Annotated in this window: 14 protein-coding genes; 6 read left to right on the top strand and 8 right to left on the bottom strand. The window is 69.4% G+C overall.

From position 1 onward, the window contains the following. Nucleotides 1-85: 85 nt before the first annotated feature. Nucleotides 86-3,085, bottom strand: coding sequence for a UPF0182 family membrane protein (locus ACTWQD_RS04750; protein WP_443195032.1), 3,000 nt, complete (start codon nt 3,083-3,085; stop codon nt 86-88). 114 nt (nt 3,086-3,199) lie between these two features. Then, nucleotides 3,200-4,342, bottom strand: a complete 1,143-nt coding sequence (locus tag ACTWQD_RS04755; RefSeq protein WP_443195033.1) for a YlbL family protein — start codon at nt 4,340-4,342, stop codon at nt 3,200-3,202. A gap of 235 nt (nt 4,343-4,577) precedes the next feature. Here ACTWQD_RS04755 and ACTWQD_RS04760 point away from each other — a divergent pair, with 235 nt between their 5' ends. Further along, entirely contained in the window at nt 4,578-6,143 is a 1,566-nt protein-coding gene (locus ACTWQD_RS04760) for a zinc-dependent metalloprotease (RefSeq protein ID WP_443195034.1), read from the top strand. 140 nt (nt 6,144-6,283) lie between these two features. Here ACTWQD_RS04760 and ACTWQD_RS04765 read toward each other — a convergent pair whose 3' ends face one another. From ACTWQD_RS04765 to nudC, 3 genes are all read right to left on the bottom strand, one after another. Continuing rightward, on the bottom strand, nt 6,284-6,931 hold the full coding sequence (locus ACTWQD_RS04765) for a M48 metallopeptidase family protein (RefSeq protein ID WP_443195035.1): 648 nt from the start codon (nt 6,929-6,931) through the stop codon (nt 6,284-6,286). Beyond that, nucleotides 6,931-9,021: an ATP-dependent DNA helicase UvrD2 gene (locus ACTWQD_RS04770; RefSeq protein ID WP_443195523.1), complete on the bottom strand. Its 2,091-nt coding sequence runs from the start codon at nt 9,019-9,021 to the stop codon at nt 6,931-6,933. Before ACTWQD_RS04770 ends, ACTWQD_RS04765 begins: the two co-directional genes overlap by 1 nt. A gap of 192 nt (nt 9,022-9,213) precedes the next feature. Next, nucleotides 9,214-10,269 (bottom strand): NAD(+) diphosphatase, encoded by a 1,056-nt coding sequence (gene nudC, locus ACTWQD_RS04775; RefSeq protein ID WP_443195036.1) that lies wholly within the window; start codon nt 10,267-10,269, stop codon nt 9,214-9,216. A gap of 201 nt (nt 10,270-10,470) precedes the next feature. Here nudC and ACTWQD_RS04780 point away from each other — a divergent pair, with 201 nt between their 5' ends. Beyond that, complete coding sequence (locus ACTWQD_RS04780; RefSeq protein WP_443195037.1) at nt 10,471-11,820, top strand: phosphotransferase; 1,350 nt, start codon at nt 10,471-10,473, stop codon at nt 11,818-11,820. Here the strand turns inward: ACTWQD_RS04780 and ACTWQD_RS04785 are convergent. The 3 genes from ACTWQD_RS04785 to ACTWQD_RS04795 all read right to left on the bottom strand — a co-directional run bounded on the left by ACTWQD_RS04785 (nt 11,817) and on the right by ACTWQD_RS04795 (nt 19,149). Beyond that, nucleotides 11,817-15,323, bottom strand: coding sequence for an ATP-dependent helicase (locus tag ACTWQD_RS04785; RefSeq protein ID WP_443195038.1), 3,507 nt, complete (start codon nt 15,321-15,323; stop codon nt 11,817-11,819). The genes ACTWQD_RS04780 and ACTWQD_RS04785 overlap by 4 nt on opposite strands. Then, the gene (locus ACTWQD_RS04790) at nt 15,320-18,598 is read right to left on the bottom strand and encodes an ATP-dependent helicase (protein ID WP_443195524.1); all 3,279 of its coding nucleotides are present in this window, start codon (nt 18,596-18,598) and stop codon (nt 15,320-15,322) included. Before ACTWQD_RS04790 ends, ACTWQD_RS04785 begins: the two co-directional genes overlap by 4 nt. A gap of 134 nt (nt 18,599-18,732) precedes the next feature. Continuing rightward, a complete protein-coding gene (locus ACTWQD_RS04795; protein WP_443195039.1) occupies nt 18,733-19,149 on the bottom strand; it encodes an MGMT family protein in 417 nt (138 codons plus the stop codon). Between the two features lie 66 nt (nt 19,150-19,215). Here ACTWQD_RS04795 and ACTWQD_RS04800 point away from each other — a divergent pair, with 66 nt between their 5' ends. The 4 genes from ACTWQD_RS04800 (at nt 19,216) to ACTWQD_RS04815 (ending at nt 23,004) form a co-directional block, all read left to right on the top strand. Next, nucleotides 19,216-19,926: a 3'-5' exonuclease gene (locus tag ACTWQD_RS04800; protein ID WP_443195040.1), complete on the top strand. Its 711-nt coding sequence runs from the start codon at nt 19,216-19,218 to the stop codon at nt 19,924-19,926. Nucleotides 19,927-20,254: 328 nt separating this feature from the next. Further along, nucleotides 20,255-21,331: a methionine ABC transporter ATP-binding protein gene (locus ACTWQD_RS04805; protein WP_443195041.1), complete on the top strand. Its 1,077-nt coding sequence runs from the start codon at nt 20,255-20,257 to the stop codon at nt 21,329-21,331. Further along, the gene (locus ACTWQD_RS04810; protein ID WP_066432690.1) at nt 21,328-21,999 is read left to right on the top strand and encodes a methionine ABC transporter permease; all 672 of its coding nucleotides are present in this window, start codon (nt 21,328-21,330) and stop codon (nt 21,997-21,999) included. Before ACTWQD_RS04805 ends, ACTWQD_RS04810 begins: the two co-directional genes overlap by 4 nt. 162 nt (nt 22,000-22,161) lie before the next feature. Continuing rightward, nucleotides 22,162-23,004, top strand: a complete 843-nt coding sequence (locus ACTWQD_RS04815; protein ID WP_443195042.1) for a MetQ/NlpA family ABC transporter substrate-binding protein — start codon at nt 22,162-22,164, stop codon at nt 23,002-23,004. The last annotated feature ends 46 nt before the right edge of the window (nt 23,005-23,050 follow it).

The following is a 23,050-nucleotide window of genomic DNA, read 5'->3' on the forward strand; positions in this document are numbered from 1 at the left end:
GAGCGGGAACCCGGCCTTACGCCGTGGACCAGTTGCTGCGCGCAGACGCCCGTGACGTCAGGAGCCTGGCGTCAGCCGCCGTGCGTCAGCTGCTGGGTGTCGGTGCCGGAGTGGCCTCCGGCGTGGTGGCCTCCGGCGAGGCCGCCGGAGCGGGAGCCGGTGCCGCCGCGATCTTGGCTTCGGCGTCGATGGCCCGCTGCAGGGCCGCCGAGAGCTTCCGCTGTTCCTCGCCGTAGGCGGCAAAGTCGCCCCGGGCGAGGGCTTCCTGGCCAGCCCTGATGGCTGCGTTCGCCTCTTCGAGGGCGGCTTTGAGCTCCGCCTTCGCGTCCGGAGTGCCGGGAGCGCCCGGTTCCGTGGGCGAGGCGGGCGTCTGCCCGTTGTTCGCCGAGTCGCCGGCGCTGGCCCCCGAGGCACCGCCGAACAGCTGGTTCAGGGCTTCGTCCAGGGTCGGGGCGAACCCGATCTTGTCACCGAAGGCCACCAGGACGCGCTGCAGGGTCGGGTAGGAGGTCTCCCCCGTGGACCGCAGGTAGACCGGCTGCACGTATGCCATGCCGCCGCCGACCGGGAGTGTCAGCAGGTTTCCGTTGAGCACCGCTGACGCACCCTGGCGCAGCAGGTTTAGGGCCTGCGACACGGTGGGGTCGGAGTTGAACTTGTTTTGCGCCTGGCCGGGGCCGGGAACGTTGGTCTCCGGCGGGATCTGCAGGAGCCTCAGCTGGCCGTAGCTCTCCGCCTTCACACCCTTTTGGTTGCCGGCATCGGAGTCCGCGGCCAGGAAGCCGTAGAGGACGTTGCGGGCGTTTCCGTTGACCACCTGGGGAATGAACGAGGAGGTCAGCTGGAACGCCGGCTTTTCCTGGTCCGGCATCTTCAGGGACATGTAGTACGGCGGCTGCTTGACGTCGTCCTGCACGGTGGGATCGTTCGGGACGCTCCAGGCGTCGTTGTTGGTGTAGAAGTTGTCCGGCTGGGTGACGTGGTAGCGGCCCAGGAGTTCCCGCTGGACCTTGAACAGGTCCTCCGGGTACCGGACGTGGCTCATCAGGGCGGCGGACATCTCCGAGTACGGCTTGAGCGAGGTCGGGAAGATGTTCTGCCAGGCCTTCAGTACCGGGTCCTGGTCATCCCAGGCGTAGAGCGTCACCTTGCCGTCATAGGCGTCCACGGTGGCCTTGACCGAGTTGCGGATGTAGTTGACGGAGGTGTTTGGCAGGGAGGCCGTCCGGCCCGCGGTGGTCTGCGAGTCGGCGGTGGCCTCCGAGAGCTGCTCCTGCTGGGAGTACGGGTAGAACTGGCTGGTGGTGTAGCCGTCCACGATCCACTTGACGCGGCCGTCGACGACGGCCGGGTAGGCGTTGCCGTCCACGGTCAGGTACGGGGCGACCTTTTCGACGCGCTCCCGCGGGTTCCGGTCGTAGAGGATCTGAGATTCGGCGTTGACACCGTCCGAGAGCAGCAGGTCGGAGGACTGGAACTTGATGGCGTAGAGGACCTTGTTGAAGAAGCTGCCCACGTTCGGGCCGCCGTCGCCGGTGAAGGTGTACTGCGTTTCGCCGCCGCCTTCCTTGGCGGCCGGGCGGTCCTGCTCACGGTTCGGTGCGCCCTCGGGGGCACCGACAATCGAGTAGTCTGGCGAATTTTCGCCGAAGTAGACGCGCGGCTGGTAGGTCGAGTCATCGCCCAGAACACCGGTGGACGGGATTCCGGACTGCAGGAACTCCGGCTTGCCGTCGACAGTGAACTTGTTGCCCTTGGCGGCGACGACGCCGTAGCCGTGGGTGTAGACGACGTGGCGGTTCAGCCAGGACTGCTGGTTGGCGCTCAGCCCGTCCGGGTTCAGTTCGCGCACCGCAATCACTGTGTCCTGGACCTTGCCGTCGATCTCGTACCGGTCGACGTTCAGGGCGCTGGGGAACTGGTAGTACGGACGGTACTGCTCAAGCTGGGAAAACGCGTCCGAGATCAGATTCGGGTCCAGCAGCCGGATGTTGGCCGTGGTCTGCGCGTCGGGGGCCAAGGCGCCCGTGGTGGCGTTGGTGGTGGCGTTGTAGACGGACTCCTGGATCTTGTCCAGGCCGTACGCTGCACGGGTCATGTTGATGTTGCGCTCGATGTACTGCTTCTCGAGCGTCTGCTCCGAGGGCCGGACCTGGAACTGCTGGATGACCCAGGGGTAGACGCCGCCGGCGAGGATCGAGGTGATGACCAGCATGGCGGTGCCGATGACGGGAAGCCGCCACTTGCCGATCACGGCTGCGACGATGAACAGCACTGCGACGAGGACCGCGGCCACCGCCAGGATGGCTTTGGTGGGGATAACGGCGTTGACGTCCGTGTACAGCGCACCGGCCCAGCGGCCGCCGCTGTTCTGGACGGACGAGTACCGGTCCAGCCAGAAGTTGGCGCCCAGCAGGAGCAGGAAGGTCGCACCGGATACGGCAAGGTGGATCTGGGCGGCACGGCTTGTGAAGATGCCGCGCTCCATGATCCGGATGCTGCCGTAGAGGTAGTGCGTCAGGATACCCGCGACGCCCGCGACGATGGTGACGCTGATGAGGAAGCCCGTGATGAAGCCCAGGAACGGCAGCGTCATCAGGTAGAAGCTGATGTCGATATTGAAGAGCGGATCGTTCTGGCCGAAGGGTTCCTGGTTCAGGAACAGGAGCACCCGCTGCCACTGGCTGGCCGCGGCGCTTCCGGCGAACAGGCCGAAGAGAATGGGCAGGCCCACCATGACGATCCGGCGGACCGGTTCAAGCTGGACCTGGTAGCGGTTCAGGTTGTCGCGGATGTCAGAGTCCGGGGCGTACACCGGGCGTGCGTGGTAGGCGATCCGGATGGCAAAGAACACCGCGGAGAACATGATGGCGAAGCCAACCAGGAAGATGACGATCCGTGCCAGGTTCTCGGTCAGGAAGACTTCGAAGAAGCCCAGCTGCTGGTACCAGAGGACGTCTGTCCAGACATTGGCGAAGAAGATGAAGCCGACCACGATCAAGGCCACAACAATCAACGTCGGCGTCAGTGCGCTTCGACGTGGCTGGGGTCTTCCGGGCGGGACAGTGCTGGCTGGACGGGACAAACTCGGTACCTCATAGCTGGTCGTCAGGTGCTGGTTTTTAGTTATCAGTGCGGCAGCGCGGCGAAGCCGTCATATGTGCCACGAGTGGCAGCGGATCTTAGTTCCGCCGCCAGTCTAGTTGGTGGAGCAACTGGGAAGTCCCGATGTGTCGGCTCCTGACGCGGCCAGTTCGACAGCTTTCCGCGCTTCGGCCAAGGTCTCGACCCGCACCACCTGCAGTCCGTCCGGGATGTGCCCGGCGACGTCGTCGCAGTTTGCGGCCGGGGCCAGGAACAAGGTGGCGCCCCCGGACCGTGCGCCGTGCATCTTCTGGCTGATGCCGCCGATCGGCCCCACGGCGCCGTCAGGGGTGATGGTGCCGGTTCCGGCGACGTGCTCGCCGCCGGTCAGGTCGCCCGGGGTAACCGTGTCCACGATGCCCAGGGCGAACATCATCCCGGCGCTGGGGCCGCCAACCTTGTCGAGCGAGATCTTGACGTCGAAGGGGAAGGTGAACTGGTACCGCAGCATGACCCCGAGGATAAACCGTCCGGCCGGGGTCTTCGTGGGAGTGATGGTGGCCGTCACGTTGCTGCCATCGCGGGCGACGACGACTTCCACCGGTGCGCCGTTCCCGGCGGCCAGTTCGTCCTGGATGACGCTCAGCGCGGTTGCCGGCTTGCCGTTCACGGAGACGAGCGTGTCGTTTTCCTGGAGCTTCCCCGCGGATGCGGATCCCTCCGGGATGCCTGCAACGAGCATCTTCTGCTCGAACGGGATCGCCAGTTCCTTGAGGGCCGAGGCGACGGCGTTCTCCTGCGACGTGGTCATGGCCACGGCGCTCTCCTGCTGCGACTGTTCCTTCGTCACGCCGGTGGGGAACACGAGTTCCTCCGGGTAGACGGCCTTGGAGCCGCTGAGCCAGGCGGTGAGCGCCTCGATGACTGTCACCGGCCCGTTGGGGCCGCCGTCGACGTAGACGGTGGTGAGGTCCAGGTTGCCCTCCGCGGGGAACGTCTCACGGCCGGTGACGCTGATGACTGGGGTGCCGTTGTCGCTGCCCAGAGTGTTGAACGTGGGGCCGGGAGACTCAATGGCATACGGGACCGGCAGGCTCACCGCGGTGATGCCCAGTGCCAGTGCGAGGAACCCCGAGACCAGCATGGCGGATGACCGCGCGTCGCGCTTTCCAGCCGGACGCGGCCCGGCGGAACGGGCCTGCCGGGACTGTCCGGGCGCCGGCTCGCTGGCGGGCTGCCCGCCCTGCGTAATCGTCAATGAAGGACCTCTCCGTGCCGGCGCCCGGGGACCTGCGGATCCCCTGGTCAGCGCACCGCGTCCGCGGCCTCCGCCGCGGCTGCCGCCTGCAAATATTCCAGTGTCTAAGACTACGCGCTCGGCCGCCGTGCGGGCTCTTTGCCGACAGCGAACGGGCCGGGATTTCGGCAGACAGCCCGCTGTCAGCGGGGTAGCGTGAACGGAAGAAGCAGCCACACCGACGATCGGCGGGATCATGACCTCCAACCCACTTAATCCGTCCAACGGCGACGAGGAGCCCAAGGATCCGCTGGCGGAAATGCTGAAGAATCTGATGGGCGGCCAGGGCATGGGAAACATCGACCCTGCGGAACTGGCCAAGGCGGCCGGCCTTCCGAATGACCCGAACCTCCTCGCCCAGATGTTCTCCCAGGTGCAGGCCATGATGAGCGCGTCCTCGGAGGGCCCCGTGAACTGGCAGCTGGCGCACGAGAACGCGCGGCGCGTGGCGGCCAGCGGCTCCGACCCCTCCATCACCGCGCAGCAGTCGCGCGAGGTTGACGAGGCCCTGAGGCTGGCCGAGATGTGGCTTGACCAGGTCACCGGCCTGCCGGCCACCGGGCTAATCGGCCGCGGCTGGTCCCGGGCCGAGTGGGTTGAAGAAACGCTGGGCACCTGGAAGCGCCTGACCGAGCCGGTGGCCAACAGCGTCGCGAACGCGCTCTCCACTGCCATGACCGAGCAGATGCCCGAGGAAATGAAGTCCATGATGGGCGGCGCCTCGTCGATGCTGCAGAACATGGGCGGGGCGATCTTCGGCATGCAGCTGGGCCAGGCCATCGGCGCACTGTCCGCCGAAGTGGTCAGCTCGACCGACATCGGTGTTCCCCTCGCGGATCTCGAAATGGCGTTGCTGCCCACCAATGTGGCCAAGTTCGGCGAGGGCCTCAGCCTGCCGGAGAGCGATATCCGCCTGTTCCTGGCCGTCCGTGAAGCAGCCCACGCACGCCTGTTTGTCCAGGTCCCGTGGCTGCGGGGCCACCTGCTGGGCGCGATCGAGGCCTACGCCCGCGGCATCCACATCGACACCTCGAAGATCGAGGAGCTCGCGCGCGAACTGGATCCGGGCAACCCGGAGGGTATCCAGGAGGCGCTGTCGCAGGGCGTCTTTATGCCGCAGCGCACCCCCGCGCAGGACCAAGCGCTGGAGAAGCTGGAGACCGCCCTGGCCCTCGTGGAAGGCTGGGTGGACGAGCTGACCTGGGCGGCCACCGAGAAAATGCTGCCGTCGGCCGCGGCGCTGCGCGAGACGGCGCGGCGCCGCCGCGCCACCGGGGGTCCGGCCGAGCACGCGTTCTCCTCCCTCGTGGGCCTGGAACTGCGGCCCCGCCGGCTGCGGGAGGCCGCGGCGCTCTGGGCTTCGCTCAAGGACGAACGCGGTGTCGACGGGCGCGATGCGATCTGGCAGCACCCTGACCTGCTGCCGACCGCCGAGGACCTGGAAGACCCGAAGGGGTTCAGCGAACGCCGGCAGCTGGCCGAGGCCAGTGACTCCGAGGTTGACGATGCCCTGCAGAAGCTGCTCAGCGGCGGCTTCGATGAGCCGAAGGATGCCCCGGCGGCCGGAGAAGAAACCGGAAAGACTGAAGAGACCGATGGGGACGGCGGCGGTCCCGGCGACAACGGCACTGACCAGGACGTAATTGACGGCGGCGGCCCCGGCGACAACGGCACTGACCAGGACGTAATTGACGGCGGCGGACCCGGCGACAACGGCACTGACGGCAGCGCTCCCGGAGCCGGAGACGGCCCCAAGCCCTAGCGAATCAGTTGGCGGCCCCGGCCGGATCTACGGATCCGGCCGGGGCCTTTTCGTGGAGGCTGCCTGACCTCGCCGGAGCCCGCGGTATCTGAGCGAAGCCCGCTGGACCAGGGCGGCATCACGTCGGTATTGCCGCAGTATCAGTCGGAGACTTCCGCCCCGCCGCCGTCCACGTCATCGTCACCGGACGGCGGGAGACCGCGGGACGTGGCGAAGGAGACACCCTCAAGGAACGCCTTGGCCCGCTCGGTGTCCGGGTAGGCCTTTAGCAGCCGCCAGAACGCGGCGTTATGGCCGGCCACCAGCAGGTGGGCCAGCTCGTGGAGAAGCACATAGTCGATGACCCACTGGGGCATGGGCTGCAGCTTGTCGGAGAGTCGGATGGTGCCGTCCGACGGCGTCGCGGATCCCCAGCGGGAGTTCTGGTTGCCCACCCAGCGCACTGAGGAAGGCACTGCCCGCCCGCCAAGATAGCGGGCGGACAGGGCGGCCGCGTGCTCTGCCAGGGCGGCGTCGCTGCGCGGACGCCGGCGCCCGGCGCCGCGATTTCCCCGCTCCCCCTGCAGCCGCAGCTTTTCGAGCATCCGGTGTACCCATTCCCGTTCCTGGGCGCGGCTGAAGGACGCCGGGATGGCCACGACGGCGGTGCCGTTCTCCCAGAACGCGGCAACGGTCCGGCGTCGGCGGGCGGACCGCCGCACCTCCACCGGGGCGCCGTCGGCGGTGGTCAGCGGGACGGCTCCCGCGGCGGCCTGCCTTCCGGCCGGGGCATTGCTGCTGCCGGCCATCAGAGGGCGGCGCTTTCGGCCAGCACTGCCAGCACCGCTTCGCCGTATTTCTCCAGCTTGGACGGTCCCACTCCGGGGAGTTTGGCGAGCTGCTCAAGGGACTCGGGCCGGGCCTCGGCGATGGCGGTCAGTGTGGCGTCGGTGAACACCACAAAGGCGGGGACGTCGGCGTCGAGCGCTGCTTCCTTCCGCCATTGCCGGAGCGCATCGAACGTCTGCTCCTCATAGCCCGGCGGGCACTGGCTGCAGCGGCCCACTTTTCGTTCGGCGCCGGAGGTGAGCATGGTGCCGCAGACCCGGCAGGTGGCCGGGACGGCGGCTTTGCGGCGCGGGGCGGGGCCTTTGCCGCGGGCTGAGGAGCTGGCCACGGAGTCCGGGCGCAGCCCGTCAAGGAATCGCGAGGGCTTGCGGTTGGCGCGCCCGCCGGGCGTCCGGGCGGTGGACCAGGACAGGAACAGGTGTTCCCGTGCCCGGGTGATGCCGACGTACAGCAGCCGGCGTTCCTCGTCCACGGACGCGGGGGTGTCCGCGAAGGAGATCGGCATGAGCCCCTCGCTGAGCCCTACGAGGAACACTGCGTCCCATTCGAGGCCCTTGGCGGCGTGCAGCGAGGCGAGGGTGACGCCCTGGACAGTGGGGGCATGCTGGGCGAGGGAACGTTCCTGGAGTTCGTTGACGAAGTCCGCGAGCGTGAACTGGGCGCCGCGGCTGACCACAAGTTCATCGGCCAGCGCCACGAGGGCCGCCAAGGATTCCCAGCGCTCCCGCAAGGCCCCGCCGCTGTGCGGGGCGGCTTCCGTGTATCCCAGCGAGGCGACGATGTCGCGGACCACCTGCCCCAGCGGCTCGGGAGTGGCCGACTCGGCGACGGCCCGGGTGGCCGCCCGAAGCTGCAGGATGGCGTCGCGGACTTCCTTGCGGGCGAAGAACCGCTCCCCGCCGCGCAGCTGGTAGCCGATGCCCGCCGATGCTAGGGCCTGTTCGTAGGCCTCGGACTGGCCGTTGGTGCGGAACAGCACGGCGATCTGGCTCGCGGGGGTGCCGGCGTCGAGGAGCTCGCGTACCTTGACCGCCACGGTGGCGGCCTCCGCTTCGTCGTCGGAGCATTCGGTGAACTGCGGGGCGGGACCGGCCGGGCGCTGCGCCACCAGCTGCAGGGGCGCAGCCCAGGCCGCGTCGGCGACCGGGCCGCCGCTGCGCCGCCCGGCCAGCAGCTCGTTGGCCAGCTTCACCACCTGGGGAGTGGAACGGTAGTCGCGGATCAGCTTGACGACATTGGCCTCGGGGTACTGCGCCTTGAAGCCGAGCAGGTGTTTCGGCGAGGCGCCGGTGAACGAGTAGATGGTCTGGCTGGCGTCGCCGACGACGCACAGCTCGTCCCGGCCGCCGAGCCACAGTTCCAGCAGCCGCTGCTGCAGGGGCGACACGTCCTGGTACTCGTCGACGACGAAGTGGCGGTACTGCTCGCGGACAGTCGCGGCGACCTTGGGGTCCTCCTGCAGGATGCCGACGGTGATCAGCAGGACGTCCTCGAAGTCGATGACGTTCCGGTCGGTTTTGACGTCCTCGTAGGACTGGAAGACCCGGGCCACGGCGGTCAGGTCGAAGCCCCCGGGGGTGCCGCGGCCCTGGGCTTTCTCCAGGTAGTTGGCCGGGGTCAGCATGGACACCTTCGCCCACTCGATTTCGGAGGCCAGATCGCGGATCGAGGCGCGGTCGGTGCTGAGCCGCAGCCGCCGGGCGGCCTCGGCAATCATCTGTGCCTTGTGGTCGAGCAGGTTGGGCAGCGCGCCGCCGATGGCTTGCGGCCAGAAGAACTGAAGCTGGCGGAGCGCGGCCGCGTGGAACGTGCGGGCCTGGACATTCCCGACGCCGAGGTCACGGAGGCGGCTGCGCATCTCGGCCGCGGCCCGCGCCGTGAAGGTGACGGCCAGCAGCCGTTGCGGGCTGTACACCCCGGAATGCACCCCGTAGGCAATCCTGTGGGTGATGGCCCGGGTCTTGCCGGTGCCGGCGCCGGCAAGGACACACATGGGCCCCTGCAGGGTGCTGGCAACTTCGCGCTGTTCAGCGTCGAGGCCGCCGAGGATGCGCTCCTCAAGGGAACGGTTGTCCGGCGCGGGTTCGTCCGGTGTGCCCGGGCCTGCCGGGCCGGAGGGAAATGCGGCGGACTGGAAGATATCTGTGTTCACTGTTGCTGCTCAGCCGTTCGGGGTGTCCGGTGGATGCGCCGCGGGTACAGGGCGGCGGCGCGGTGGTGCCTGGGTGGTGTCACAAGGGCCTCAAGCGGTGTCCGCGCGGTCCTGGATCACACCGCCGTACCAGTGCTCGATCAGGGACCGGGCAATGGACAGCCTGCTGGAAATGACGATCTCCCCGCTGAGCACGGCGTCCTGAAGCTCGTCGCGGCTGAACCACCGCGCCCGGGTGACCTCAACGCCGTCGGGCGTGGCTTCGGTGTCCTCGGTGGTGGCGGTGAAGCCGAGCATCAGCGAGGCCGGGAACGGCCATGACTGCGATCCGAGGTACTGGCAAGCAGTGACCCGCACCCCGACTTCCTCGCCGATCTCCCTGACCACGGCCTGTTCCAGCGACTCCCCCGGCTCGACGAAGCCAGCCAGCGTGGAATAGTTCCGGGCGTCGAGCGGGCCGCCGCCGCCGAGCAGCAGCCGGCCGTCAGGTCCCACGACCGTGACGATGATCGCGGGGTCGGTGCGCGGATAATGCTCCGAGCCGTCCGAGGGGCAGCGGCGGACCCAGCCGCCGGCCTCGGGCACGGTGGCGGTCCCGCAGCGCGGGCAGTGGGTGTGGGTGGCGTGCCAGTTGGCGATGGCGCTGGCTTCGACGAACAGGGCGGTGTCCATGGGCGTCAGTGTGGCCGCGACATCACGGAACCCTGCCCACAGCGCACCCTCGGGAATGCCGGCAATGTGGGCCTCGAATTCCTCCGCCTGGACTTCGAACTGCTGCGGCAGGAGGAAAAGGACCACCTCGGTGCCGGCCGCAAGATCAGTGCCGGGCAGGGCCGACCCCAGGTAGATCACCTGTTCCGGGGAATAGGGCGTATCCCGCAGGTGCCGCCCCAGCTCGGCCGCGTCCAGCAGCACCAGGCTGTTGCCGTCGACGAGGGCCTGCCGGCCGGACAGCACCATGGCCCGGGCGTTGCCGGACGCCATGACGTCCTGGACCATTCCGGGCCTAAGCCGGGCGGCGGATCCGCGGTCCATCAGCGCCGGGCGAACCGGAAGGACGCTGTCCATCAGGTGGTTCGCCGCCAGGCCGGTTTCCGGGACGTGTGGGGCCCGACTGTTGGGTGCCGCCGACTCCGCAAGACTCATGTACCCACCGTACTGACTCCCGCCGACAAATGACATTTTCAGCCGGCGTATGTGGGCAGCCGCACGTGCCCTCCGCCCGGCCCGTCCCGGCTCCGCTGAATGACCGGCGGCGGAGGCTTCCGGCACGCAAATAATTCCTGAACTTTCAGACTCGCCGCGCTACAACGCGGTCTTGGGCGCCGCTCAATCTACCGTGGAAGAGTGAGAAGAAAACCAATCGAACTGGCAGCTGTGGCAACCGCGGCAGTCCCCGGACTGACCCCGACCGCCGTTAGCTCTGCGCCCGACGATCCGGCAGACTTCGATTCGGCGCTCCTCCTGGATTCCGAAGGCAAGCGCTGGCGCGTCCGGTCCCCCCGCCATCCCGAAGCCAGCGCACGGCTGGAAACGGAGTTCCTGGTACTGCGGGCCTTCGTCCCCGCCATCCGGGCCGAACTCCCGTTCCTGATGCCCACCGTTGCCGGCACCGTCCGGCAGGGAACGCTGAGCACGTTCGTGTACTCCCACCTGGCCGGCGCCACCCGGTCCGTCGAGGAGCTGGGGTCCGCGTCCCCCGCCGTCGCCCGCGAGATCGGCGCGGCCCTCGCCGCCATCCATGACCTGCCGCACTCCCTGGTCAGCAACGCCGACCTGCCCAGCTACACGCCCAACGAATTCCGCCAGCGGCGGCTCAATGAACTGGACCAGGCGGCCACCACCGGCAAGATTCCGCCGCTGCTGCTCCGCCGCTGGGAACACGCCCTGGAGGACGTTTCCCTCTGGCGCTTCAACCCCTGCGTGGTCCACGGCGACCTCCACGAGGACAACCTGCTGGTCGACGGCGACCGCGTCACCGCCGTGACCGGCTGGACCGACCTGCGCATCGGCGACCCTGCCGACGACATGGCCTGGCTCGTCGCTTCCAACGACCAGGACTTCGTGGACGCCGTCCTGAAGCACTACACCTCGGCACGGCGCGATGTGCCCGACGCCCATCTGCTGAGGCGTGCGGCGCTGTCCGCCGAGTTCGCCCTGGCGCAGTACCTCGTGAAGGGTCTCGCGGCCGGGAACCAGGACATGATCGACGAGGCCGAGTCGATGCTCGCTGTGCTCGCCGAGGACGTCGCGGAATACGGCGGGCAGCCGATCAGCGTCGAGCCGCTCCCGGCGCCCGCGCCGGCCCCGGGCTCCAGCCAGGCCACTGCTCCGGCCGGCGGCACTGTTCCGGCCGGGGGCGCTGGGCCCGCCGTCCACGTGACACCCATACCGGTTCCGGTTGCCGCCGATGCCAGCGCACCCGGCAAGGTTCCCGCCGTCTCGGTCACCGCGATCCCCGCCGCCGCACCGGACGGCAGCGAAGACGCAGGCGAGGACACCTCGACGCAGGCGATCGCCGTCGTACCGCCGGCCAGCCCGGCCCAGACGGACACTGCTCCTCCGACGGACAGCGCCGGCCGGCAGGGCATTGCAGTTCCGACGGACAACACGGCCGGGAACGCCGGCGCCCCGGAGGACGCCGCGGACGACACCTCGACCACCACCCTGACGGTGGTCGAGGCGAAGACCCGCTAACCGGTGCCCAGGGCCGCAGCCACAATCTGTTCGAGCCGTTCGGCCGAGCCTAGGTCGTACGGCCGGACCACCTGGTTGTCAGCGACGTAGTAGAACGCCGCCCGGACCTGGTCCAGCGGAACGCCTTTGAGCCTGGACCAGGCCAGGCGGTACACGGCCAGCTGCACGGCTTTGGTCTTCAGCTGGGCGGCGGACGGCCGGCGGCCGGTCTTCCAGTCCACCAGGTCCCAGCCGCCGTCGGCGTCGCGGAAGACGGCGTCGATCCGGCCGCGGACCACAACGTCACCCACCCGGGTCTCCACCGGCACTTCGACGTGGGCCGGGGCGCGGTCGGCCCACTCGGACCGGCGGAACGTCTCCACCATGGTGTCCAGCCCGTACGCCTCATCGATGTGGTCGTCGGAGCCCGCCTTCTCCCCCAGGTCCAGCATGCCCGCGGTCCCGTAATATTCCTCCACCCAGGCGTGGAAGGCAGTGCCCTTGCGCGCTGACATTCCGGGTTCGCGCGGGACGGGACGCCGCAGCCGCGCGACGACGGCCTCCGCGTCATCCTCCAGGTCCACCAGGGTGGATGCGGAGATGTGGCCCGGGAGGTGGACGTCCTGCACCAGCGTCCGGCGGGAGCGGCGTTCCAGCAGGGTCGCTGCTTCGACGGCCCAGCCGCCCGCCGGGCCGCGGAGCGGCGGGCGCTGCCCCGGTCCGTCACCGGCGGCGCCGCCGCCGCTGGCGCCGGCACCGTCGGCGGCGTCCAGCGCCGCCCCGGACTCAAGGAACTCCAGGACCCGTCCCGCTGCTGACTGCATGGCCGCCCGCCGGCCGGGAACCAGCCGCAGCCTGGCACCCGTGCGCGGATCGATGGGCCCCTCGAGCGGATCGTAGGGCCACCCGGCGACTTCAAGTTCGGAGGTCAACGGGCTCTCCTCCGGCAGCGCTTCCTCAGCGACGGACAGCGGATGGATTCCGGCGGTGCCGTCGGCGGCAAGCACCTCGAGTTCGGCCAGGAAGGGCGACATGTCGGCCATGCCGGCGCGGGAACCCACCCACGCGGCGCTCGACACCCACAGCACGTGCTTGGCCCGGGTGTAGGCCACGTAAGCCAGCCGCCGTTCCTCGGCCTCGCCATGGACCTGGACGGCGGACTTGAACTCCTTCTCGGCGTCGAGCCAGCCTTTCTGGTCCGGGTGCTCGAGGTCCCATTGCGGCAGGTCGGCGCGGTCCCCGCGCAGCGGCCAGGGAAGGGCGGCGCTGCCGCTGCTCCAGCGCGAATCCCGGCTGCTGGGGAAAGCCCCGGCGTTGAGGCCGGGCACGAAGACCACGTCCCACTCCAGGCCTTTGGACGCATGGACGGTCAGCAGCTGCACCGCCTCGTGGTTCACTTCCGGGACGGCGGCATCGAGGCCGTTCTCTTCCGCGGCCGCGGCCTCCAGCCACGCCAGGAAGGCCAGCACGTCGACGCGGTGCGAGGTGTGCAGGAACCCGGCGGCGGCATCGTGGAACGCATCCAGGTTGCGGCGGGCCTGGTGGATGCTGATCCCGGGCCGTGCAGCCACTTCAATGTCGAGCAGCATGGCCCGCTCCACCTCGCCCAGGAGCGTGGTGAGGTCATCCCCCATGTACCCGCGCAGCAGCCGGAGTTCCGCCGAGAGCCGGCGGAGCCGGTCCAGTGCCTCGGCGCTGAGTTGGCGGCCGTGCGCGGACGTCCAGCCTTCCCGGGGAAGCCAGTCGAGGGCTTCGACCAGGCTGGCGGCGTCCGTGAGGTCACCCTCGATCACGGCCGCCTCCCCGCCGTCGGCGTCGTCCTCGTCAAGGCCTCCCGGGCGGCCGCGGCGCCGGGCCAGGAAGCTGGACCAGTCCCGCAGGGCCATGAGGTCGGCAGGACCGATCCGCCAGCGTGCCCCGGCGAGCAGCCGCATCAGGGAATCCGAGCGCCCCGGGTCGGCCAGCACCCGGAGGGTCGCCACCAGGTCGACAATTTCGGGGGTGTCCAGGAGTCCGCCGAGGCCCACGATCTCGTACGGGATTCCGCGGGCCTCGAACTCCCGGCGGATGCATTCCATCTGCGCGCGCCGGCGGCACAGCACCGCCATAGCGGGCGGTTCGGGTTCGTCCGCGCCGTTGAAGTCGGTGACCCGGAACCGCAGCACGTCCCCGGCGATCGCCGCGGCCTCATCCTCGTCGGTGCCGAAACGGCCCATCAGAACCCGGCCCTGGACTGCGGCCGGGCTCGGCTGCAGCGGCGGGACTTCCACGCCCCCGGCGGAGTCCCGCTCGCCGGCCGGTCCCGTCAGGGCGGCCGCCCGGCTGAGGGGGGATGAGATGACATTGGCCGCGGCCAGGATGTTCCGGCCGTTGCGCCACGCCGTGGTGAGGTACGACGTCGGGGCCACGGCAAAGCGCGGAGGGCTGCCGGCGTCGTCCGCTCCGGCTGCCCCGAGCCGTACGGGGAATTCGCGGACGAAGTGGAAGAGCTGCCCTGCGGAGGCTCCGCGGAAGCCGTAGATGGACTGGTTCGGGTCCCCCACGGCGGTGACCGCGTGGCCGTCGCCGAAGAGCCGGGAGAAAAGGACAAGCTGCGCGTGGGAGGTGTCCTGGAACTCGTCGAGGAGCACCACTTTGTAGCGCTGGCGTTCGGTCTGCGCGGCGACCGGAATCTGGTTGGCCACCCGGGCCGCGAGAGCCACGAGATCGCCGAAGTCCAGTGCGCCGCGGGCGCGCTTGGCGTCGGCGTAGCGGCCCACCATGTCCGCGACGCTGGCGCGGGTGCGCAGCAGCGCGCTGAGCTCAGCGGCGGCCTGGGTGGGGTTCTTCTTGGCGTCCGCGACGTAAGGCAGCGCCTCGAACTCGGCCACGCGGTCCAGCAGCCAGGCCCGCACCGCGGCCGGTTCCTGGAGGTGTTCGGCGCACTCGCCGGCGAGCTGGATGACGGCTTTGACCAAGGTGGACTTGGCGGACCGGAAGTGCTCGTATTCGCCGTCGAACGCCTCCACCACCTCGCTGGCGAGCTGGAAGGACTGGGCGCCGCCGAGGAGCACGACGTCCCGCTCGACGCCGAGCCGGAGACCGTAGTCCGACACGATCCCGCTCGCATAGGAGTGGTACGTCGAGACCTTGGGTTCCAGGGCGTCGGTGCTGAGCAGCCCGGCGGGGAACACCTGGTTCGTGGTGTCCGCCGCGGCGATGCGCTGCAGCGCAGCCAGCTTGGCACGGATGCGGGTGGCCAGTTCCCCGGCCGCCTTGCGGGTGAACGTCACGCCGAGCACTTCCTCAGGCCTGACCCAGCCGTTCGCGACGAGCCACACCACGCGGTCGGCCATCGTGGCGGTCTTGCCGGAGCCGGCGCCGGCAATGACGAGCCGGGGTGCCAGCGGCGAGGAAATGATGAGCGACTGTTCGGCCGTGGGGCTGTTCTTCTCCCCCAGCATGGCGGAGAGCTCCTCGGGGGAAAACCGCACGGCGGGAAGGGCGCCGGGCTCTTCCGCGGGACGGGTTGCCTCGGTACTCATTCGGTAACCTGCTTTCCCCGCACACAGAGCGGGCAGACTTCGGGAAGGCGGCAGCCGTGCCCGCCGTGACCGCCCTTGGCGGGGTCGTGGCGGGCCTCGAAGGTGCTTCCGGACATCACGCCGGCGGCGTCGCTGACCATGTCCAGGGCCCAGTTGTCCGCCGGGTCCAGCGGCTTCTGCGCCTGGATGCCGGGGCTTTTGGTGGTGGTGCCGAGCTGGGCAAGAACGGCCCCGCCGGGCAGCGGCGGAGGTCCGTCGTCGGGGCCGGCAAAGCCTCCGGCCAGCACCGCCGCCTGGTAGGCGCCCAGCTGCGGGTGACGCTCAAGGTCGGCCTTGCCCGGCTGCCGTTTGCCGGTCTTGAGGTCCACAACCACCAGCCGGCCCTCGGCGTCGATTTCCAGCCGGTCGACCTGGCCGCGCAGCACGGCCGGGCGGGCCGGCCAGGACTCGTCGCCGGCGGGGGCCGCGACGTCCGGCAGTTTCACCTCGAAGTCTTGCTCGACGCCCGCCAGGGAGCGGCCTTCGCTGCGCATCACCAACACATACTGGGCGAGCTTGCGGACCATGGTTTCGGCGCGCCGGAAGTCCAGTTTGCCCTCCCAGTTGTCCTTCATCCCGAGCGCCGGCCAGCGGCGGACCAGCTCGGCCACGTACTCGCTGCCGGACGCGTCCGGCAGGTCCTGCGCGATGGCGTGGACCAGGGTGCCCAGGCTGCGGGCGAAGTCGGTGGCAGCTTCTCCGCCGGCGGCCTGGACAAACCAGTCCAGCGGGGACTTCTGCACGGTCTCCACTTTCGACGGCGAAACGTAGACCGTGCCGCCCGGCGGAACCACCGGTTCGGCGGAGGACAGCGGAGCAAGGCCCCACCAGCTCGAGGGATGCGCGCCGGGCACGGGCGGCTCGGCGGCGGCCAGGGCTCCGAGCACCGCGGTGGCTTCCCGCGCCTCGGCGCTCCCGGCGTCGAGCTGGGCGTATTGGCGCAGTTCGGCGACGAGGGCGCGCAGGGTGAGCGGACGCTCCACCGGGGTGAAGCCGCGCCGGTCCCGGCCGGGTTCCAGCGGTGCCACATAATCCAGGAACGAGGACGGCTGGTCATCCTCCGAGGACACGGCGGTGCAGATCAGCACCTCCTGCGCCCGCGACACCGCGGTGGAGAAACTCCGCAGTTCGTCGTAGCGGATCTCCCGCAGCCGGCTTTGCGGGTCCAGCTGCAGGGCATACTCCACTCCGTGTTCGACGGCGTCGGCGAACAGCGTGCTGCCGAGGAGCTCGCCGCGGAGCCGGGTATTGGGCCACACGCCCTCCTGCAGGCCCGGCACAATGACCACCGGCCATTCCCGCCCGGCGGCGCTGGCCGGCGTCATGAGTTCCACGGCGTCCTCGAGCTGCGCCCGGGCCGCCAGGGTGTCCATCGGGAGCTCCTGGCTCAGGAGATACTCGAGGAACTGCTCAGGCCCCGATCCGGGCAGCTGGTCCACGAACCGTTCGGCGGTATGGAAAAGCGCCATCATGGCGTCGAGGTCGCGGTCCGCCCGGGCGCCGGCCGCTCCCCCGGCCAGCGCGGCCTCGGTCCAGCGGGACGCGAGGCCGGTGGAGTTCCAGAGCGCCCACAGCACCGTTTCGGCGTTGCCGCCGGGAGCCAGGCAAGCATCCCGGCCGGCCTGGATCATCCGCGCAATCCGGCGTGCGGAGTGCCCCTCGATGCCGAGGCTGGCCAGCGCTCCAGGCTCCAGAAGCGCTTCGACCAGCAGCGCGTCGCTGGTCCGCCCGCCGCCGCCCAGCAGCTCCTCGCGGCGGAGGGACTGGCGCAGGCGCCGCAGTTCAATCGCGGTGGCCCCGCCGATCCGCGAGGTCAGCAGTGCCACGGCCGCCTCGGGGCCCAGCGAGCCCGGGTCGAGCGCCACGGCGTAGGCATCGAGCAGGGGGCGGACGGCGACCTCGTCCCGGACAGCCGATTCGGCCACCGGGATCCGGACCGGAATGCCCTGGCCGGCGAGGTAGCGCTGCAGCTGGCTGAGCTGGCCGCCGTTACGGAGGATCACGGCGATGTCCCCGAGTTCGCGGCCGTCGTGGAGCTGGGCTTCCAGGATCCGCTGCGCCACATAGCGCAGTTCGTGCACCGGCGACGGCAGCAGGTGCGCCTCGACGGAGCCGCCGGAGGCCGGCTCCTCCGGCAGTTCGAGCCGGCGGGCAGACTGGCCGCCCGCCCGGCGGGAGATCCGTCCGGCGACGGAGGTCCAGGCGTCGGCGACGGCCGGGGTGTGGCGGTGGGCGGTCCAGAGGGGACGTTCCAGGACGGTCCCTCCGGTGCCCAGCAGCCGGGGCAGCTCCGCCACGAGGTCCGGGCGTGCGCCGCGGAAGCCCTGGACCACGGTGTCCGGCGATGAGGTGATGAAGGCGTCCTTGCCCGCGGCGATGTCGGCCAGCAGTTCGAAGACCGCCGGGTTGGCTTCCTGCATGTCGTCCACCAGGACCAGCTGGAGCCGGTCGCGCTCCGCAGCCAGGAAGTCCGGCTCGTCCTGGAAGATCTGGCGGGCGGCGGTGATGATTCCGGCCGGGTCGAAGGACTCGGGCATCCGGAGATCCAGCACGTCGCGGTACTCCGCGTACAGCGCTGCCGCGGCCACCCAGTCCGGCCGGTGGCAGCGGCCGGCGAGCACCACAAGGTCTTCGGCGGTCCGTCCGGATTCAATGATCCGGTCGAAGAGCTGGCGGACTTCCTGGCGGAAACCGCGGGTCTGCAGGGCTGCGCCCAGGTCTTCCGGCCAGGGCAGCTCCAGTCCCGGCTGCGCGTGTCCCTCGAGCAGTTCCTTGATGATGAGGTCCTGCTCCGGGCCGGACAGGAGTTTCGGCGGGCGGGGCAGGGGCAGGATTCCTTCGGCTTTGGCCCGCCGGATCAGGTCGAAGGCGTACGACGCCCAGGTGCGGGCCGGCGTCGTGCTCAGGCTGCGGTCCAGCCGCGCGGTGAAGCGGTCGCGGAGCGCATCGGCGGCGAGGCGTCCGGGGGCGAGGATCAGCATCCGCTCCGGATCAAGGCCGTCCCGCTGCGCGCGCCGGACGGCGGCCTCCACGAGGACCGTTGATTTGCCGGTTCCCGGCGCTCCGGGAACCAGGACCGGGCCGGAACCGTGCGGGACGTCGACGACGGCCAGCTGGTCTTCCGTCAGGACGGGAGCTGCGTTGTGCACCCGGCGGGGCGGCAGCAGGCGCAGTCCGGAACCCGACGCGCCCGCCCCGGCGTTCGCCGGCCGGCCGGCTGACGGCTGCTGCGGCAGCTGTGGCTGGTCGTTCTGTGGCTGGTCGTTCTGTGGCTGGTCGTTCTGTGGCTGGTCGTTCTGTTGCTGGTCGTTCTGTGGCTGGTACTTCGGAAGCTGGTAGTTCTTAAGCTCGGGGTTCTTGCTCGGAGTGCTCACTCTGTCATTTCATCATCGGGGACCGACAGTTTATGCAAGGCCCGCTCCAGCCGCTCGGCCACGGCGTCGATCCGGTCGAATTCGCCGTCGCCCGGTGCCCAGCGGGCGGTCATCAGGTCCACGCGCCAGCGGCCCTCGCCGGTGCGGAGGTACTCCTCGTAGCGTCCCAGCAGGGGCGTCCGCTCGAGGATGTACCGCGTCAAAGCCTCGCGTTCATGTCCGGGAGGTGCGTCCCCGCTGGCCTTCAGGACCCGCCACCAGGGCACGTCACTGCCGTGGTGGCTCATCACGGCACCCACTTGCCGGGCGCCGCCGGAGCCCAGGAGCTCGGCGACGTCGCCGTACGCCACCGCGGCGCCCGCGGGAATCAGCGTGACGACCTCCAGCACAGCCTCCACATACTCCATCCGCATGGGACAAGCCTAGCGGGGCGGCGGTGCCTGCACTTTAGCGTCGGTGGCAGCAGGTAGCGTTGAAGCATGAGCACCTGGAACAGCCTCCCCCGCGCCGCGTTCGACCTTGAAACAACGGGGCGGAACTCCCGCGCCGCGCGGATTGTGACGGCGTCCATCACCGTGGTGGATTCCGACGGCGGGATCATCAAGGAACACGAATGGCTCGCCGATCCCGGGGTCGACATTCCGACGGAGGCCAGCGACATCCATGGCGTCACCACCGAACGGGCGCGCAGCGAGGGCCGCCCGGCCGCGGACGTCACGCGGGAGGTCGCCGCGGTGCTCCAGGAACTCTTTGACACCGGGGTGCCGGTGATTGCCTTCAACGCCAGCTACGACTTCACCGTGCTCGCCGCAGAGTCCGCCCGGTACGGCGTGCCGCAGCTGACCCGATTCCCCGTCCTGGATCCGTACGTCATGAACAAGCAGGTGGACCGCTACCGCAAGGGCAAGCGCACCCTCACCGCGCTCTGCGAGGAATACGGCGTGGACCTGGACAACGCCCACACGTCGGCGGCCGATGCCCTGGCCACCCTGCGGATGCTCGATGCCATGGCAGGGAAGTTCCCCAAGCTTCGGATGCCGGCGAGCCACCTGCACCAGCTGCAGGTCGAATGGGCCTCCGCGCAGGCCACCGATTTCCAAAACTACCTGCGCAAAACCAAGCCTGCTGCGGTGATCGAGGGTGACTGGCCCGTGCTGCCGCCGGTGGACGCCAGCCGCGGAGACTTCTAGCCGCGGGGACTTCCAGGAGGGACGCGCCTGCCCCTCCCGCCGCGGCCCGCCACCTACCGCAGCCCCCGGCCGCCGCGGGGGCTTTGGGAGGGAAATCACACCCCGCTCCGGCGCGCTGCGGACAGAGCGGCCCAACGGGGATTCCGCCGTCCGGGGCCTCACCCGCCCCCTTTCCACCCTGCAACGGCCTGCGCCGAATTTACCGCGCCGGAACCGCCTTTGTTACGAACATGCTGCGCGAGTGGCCGCCGAATTGCCCCCCTGACATAATTTAGTTCAGAGCCGGGCGTGTGTTATGCCGCCTTGGCACCCAACCGCCAAGGGATCAATGATCACAGTTACTGACCTGCGCAAGGTCTACCAGCAGGGCAAAAAGGAAGTGGTGGCCCTCGACGGCGTCACCCTCTCCGTGCCGAAGGGCTCGATTCACGGCATCATCGGCCACTCGGGCGCGGGCAAGTCGACCCTCGTCCGCTGCCTGACGCTGCTGGACCGTCCGACGTCGGGCTCTGTCAGCATCGACGGCACCGAGCTGAGCTCCGTGAAGGATTCCGAAATCCGCGCCGCGCGGCGGCGCATCGGCATGGTCTTCCAGCACGCGAACCTGATGGATTCCCGGACCGCAGCCGGGAACGTGGCGCACCCCCTCGAACTCGTTAAGACTCCCAAGGAGCAGATCCGGACCAAGGTTGCCCAGCTCCTGAAGCTCGTGGGACTCGAAGGTTTCGAGAACGCCTACCCGTCTCAGCTGTCCGGCGGCCAGCGCCAGCGCGTCGGCATCGCCCGCGCCCTCGCGGCGGACCCGGACGTGCTGCTGTGCGACGAGCCCACCTCGGCCTTGGACCCGGCCACGACGGACGAGATCCTGGACCTGATCCAGGACCTCACCAAGCGCCTGCAGCTCACTGTCCTGATCATCACGCACGAGATGAACGTCGTAAAGCGGGTCTGCGGGTCCGTCTCCCTGCTGGCCAAGGGCCGCATCGTGGAACACGGTGCCCTGCAGGACGTGGCCGGCGACCTGGACAGCAAGCTGGCCCGGGCGCTGCTGCCCCTGCCGGCGTCGGAGCCCCTGGCCGGTGCCCTGCAGCGCGGCCCGGTGCTGGAGATCCTCTTCTCCGGCGAGAGCGCCAAGGAACCCGTCCTCACCGGCGTCGCCCGGCATTTCGACATTGACCTCAACGTCCTGGCCGGCAGCGTCGAGACCCTCGGCGGCGAGCAGTTCGGCCACCTGCGTGTGCAGCTGGCCGAAGACGCCGACGCCGACGCGGTGCTGGACTACCTGCACCAGCGCGGCATCGGCGCGAAACGCTCGCCCGCCGCCGCGGCCCCGGACCCCGACTTCGCGCACTCCGCGCCCGCAGCCCCCGTCCCCGCCAGCGGCGACCAGGGAGGTAACTCATGAACGACATTTTCAGCAACCCCGTCCTGGCCAAGGCACTGCCCGAAGCCATTCTCGAGACCCTCCAGATGGTGGGGATCTCGTCCTTCTTCACGGTGCTGATCGGACTTCCGCTGGGCGTGTTCCTGCACGTCTCCGCACCGGGCGGGCTGCGCCCGATGCCGGTCACCAACCGCGTGCTCAGCGACGTGGTGGTCAACATCACCCGCTCCATCCCGTTCGCCATCCTGATGGTGGCGCTCATCCCCGTAGCCCGTGCCCTCACCGGCACCAGCCTGGGTCCGGTGGCGGCGTCCGTCTCGCTGTCCATCGGCACCATCCCGTTCTTCGCCCGCCTGGTGGAAAACTGCCTGCGCGACGTGCACCACGGCAAGATCGACGCCGCCCAGGTGATGGGGTCCACCAAGATGCAGGTCATCAACAAGGTGATGCTGCGCGAATCCCTGCCCGCCCTCGTTGCGGCTGCCACCACCACGGTGGTCACGCTGGTGGGCTACTCCGCGATGGCCGGCCTGGTGGGCGGCGGCGGCCTCGGCAAGCTGGCCTACAACTACGGTTTCCAGCGCTTCGACGTCACGGTCATGCTCGTCACCATCGTGCTGATCATTGTGCTGGTCCAGGTCATCCAGCTGGTGGGCGAGCGGATCTCCCGCAGCCTCGACCACCGCTGACGGGCCCGGCGCCAGCCACCCACAACACCGGCCGCCCGGGCCGCACCCCGGCCCGGCGGACCGCCACATACCACCGACCCTGCAGCGGGTAGCCGCCCTCTGCATTTGCGCGGATCACGCCCCCTGGCCGTGAATCCTGCTATTTCGAAAGGAACGCATCCAATGCGTAAGTCACTCTCCCTCCTGGCCACCGGCATTGTCACTGCCCTGGCGCTGACGGCTTGCGGTGGTTCGTCCACCCCCAGCGCCCAGGTCACCACTCTGGACCCGGCAACCCCCGCCACGCTCACCGTCGGCGCCAGCCCGGTGCCGCAGGCGAAGATCCTTGAGTTCATCAACCAGGACCTCGCCCCGAAGGCCGGCCTGAAGCTCGACATCAAGGAAATCGAGGATTACCAGACCCCGAACACGGCCCTCAGCGACGGTTCCCTGGACGCCAACTACTACCAGCACCTGCCGTGGTTCGAAGACCAGGTGCAGACCAAGGGCTACAAGTTCGGCCACGGCGAGGGCGTCCACATCGAGCCGTACGCCGCGTTCTCTGAGAAGGTCCAGGACATCCAGGACATCCAGGACGGCGCCAAGGTTGCCATCACGAACGACCCGTCCAACCAGGTCCGCGCTCTCAAGGTGCTCCAGGTTGCCGGCCTGGTCAAGGACATCCAGGACGATTCCTCCGTGCTGACCCTGAGCGACGAGCAGAACCCGAAGAAGCTGAAGTTCTCCGAGAACCAGCCGGAACTGCTGATCAACGACCTCAAGGACCCGTCGGTTGACCTGGCCCTGATCAACGGCAACTTCATCCTCAAGGCCGGCCTGAGCACCAAGGATGCCCTCGCGGTGGAGTCCGTGGAGAACAACCCCTACGCCAACTTCCTGGCCTGGCGCGAGGACTCCAAGGACGACGTCCGCATCAAGAAGCTCGATGAGCTGCTGCACTCCCCCGAGGTCAAGGCCTTCATCGAGAAGGAATGGCCCAACGGCGACGTGACCGTGGCGTTCTAATCCCCGCCGCAACAACCGCTTAAACACTTTGGGCACCCGCCGCGGC

It is taken from the genome of Pseudarthrobacter sp. 1C304, from assembly GCF_052245515.1.
In the GTDB taxonomy this organism is placed as follows: Bacteria; Actinomycetota; Actinomycetes; order Actinomycetales; family Micrococcaceae; genus Arthrobacter.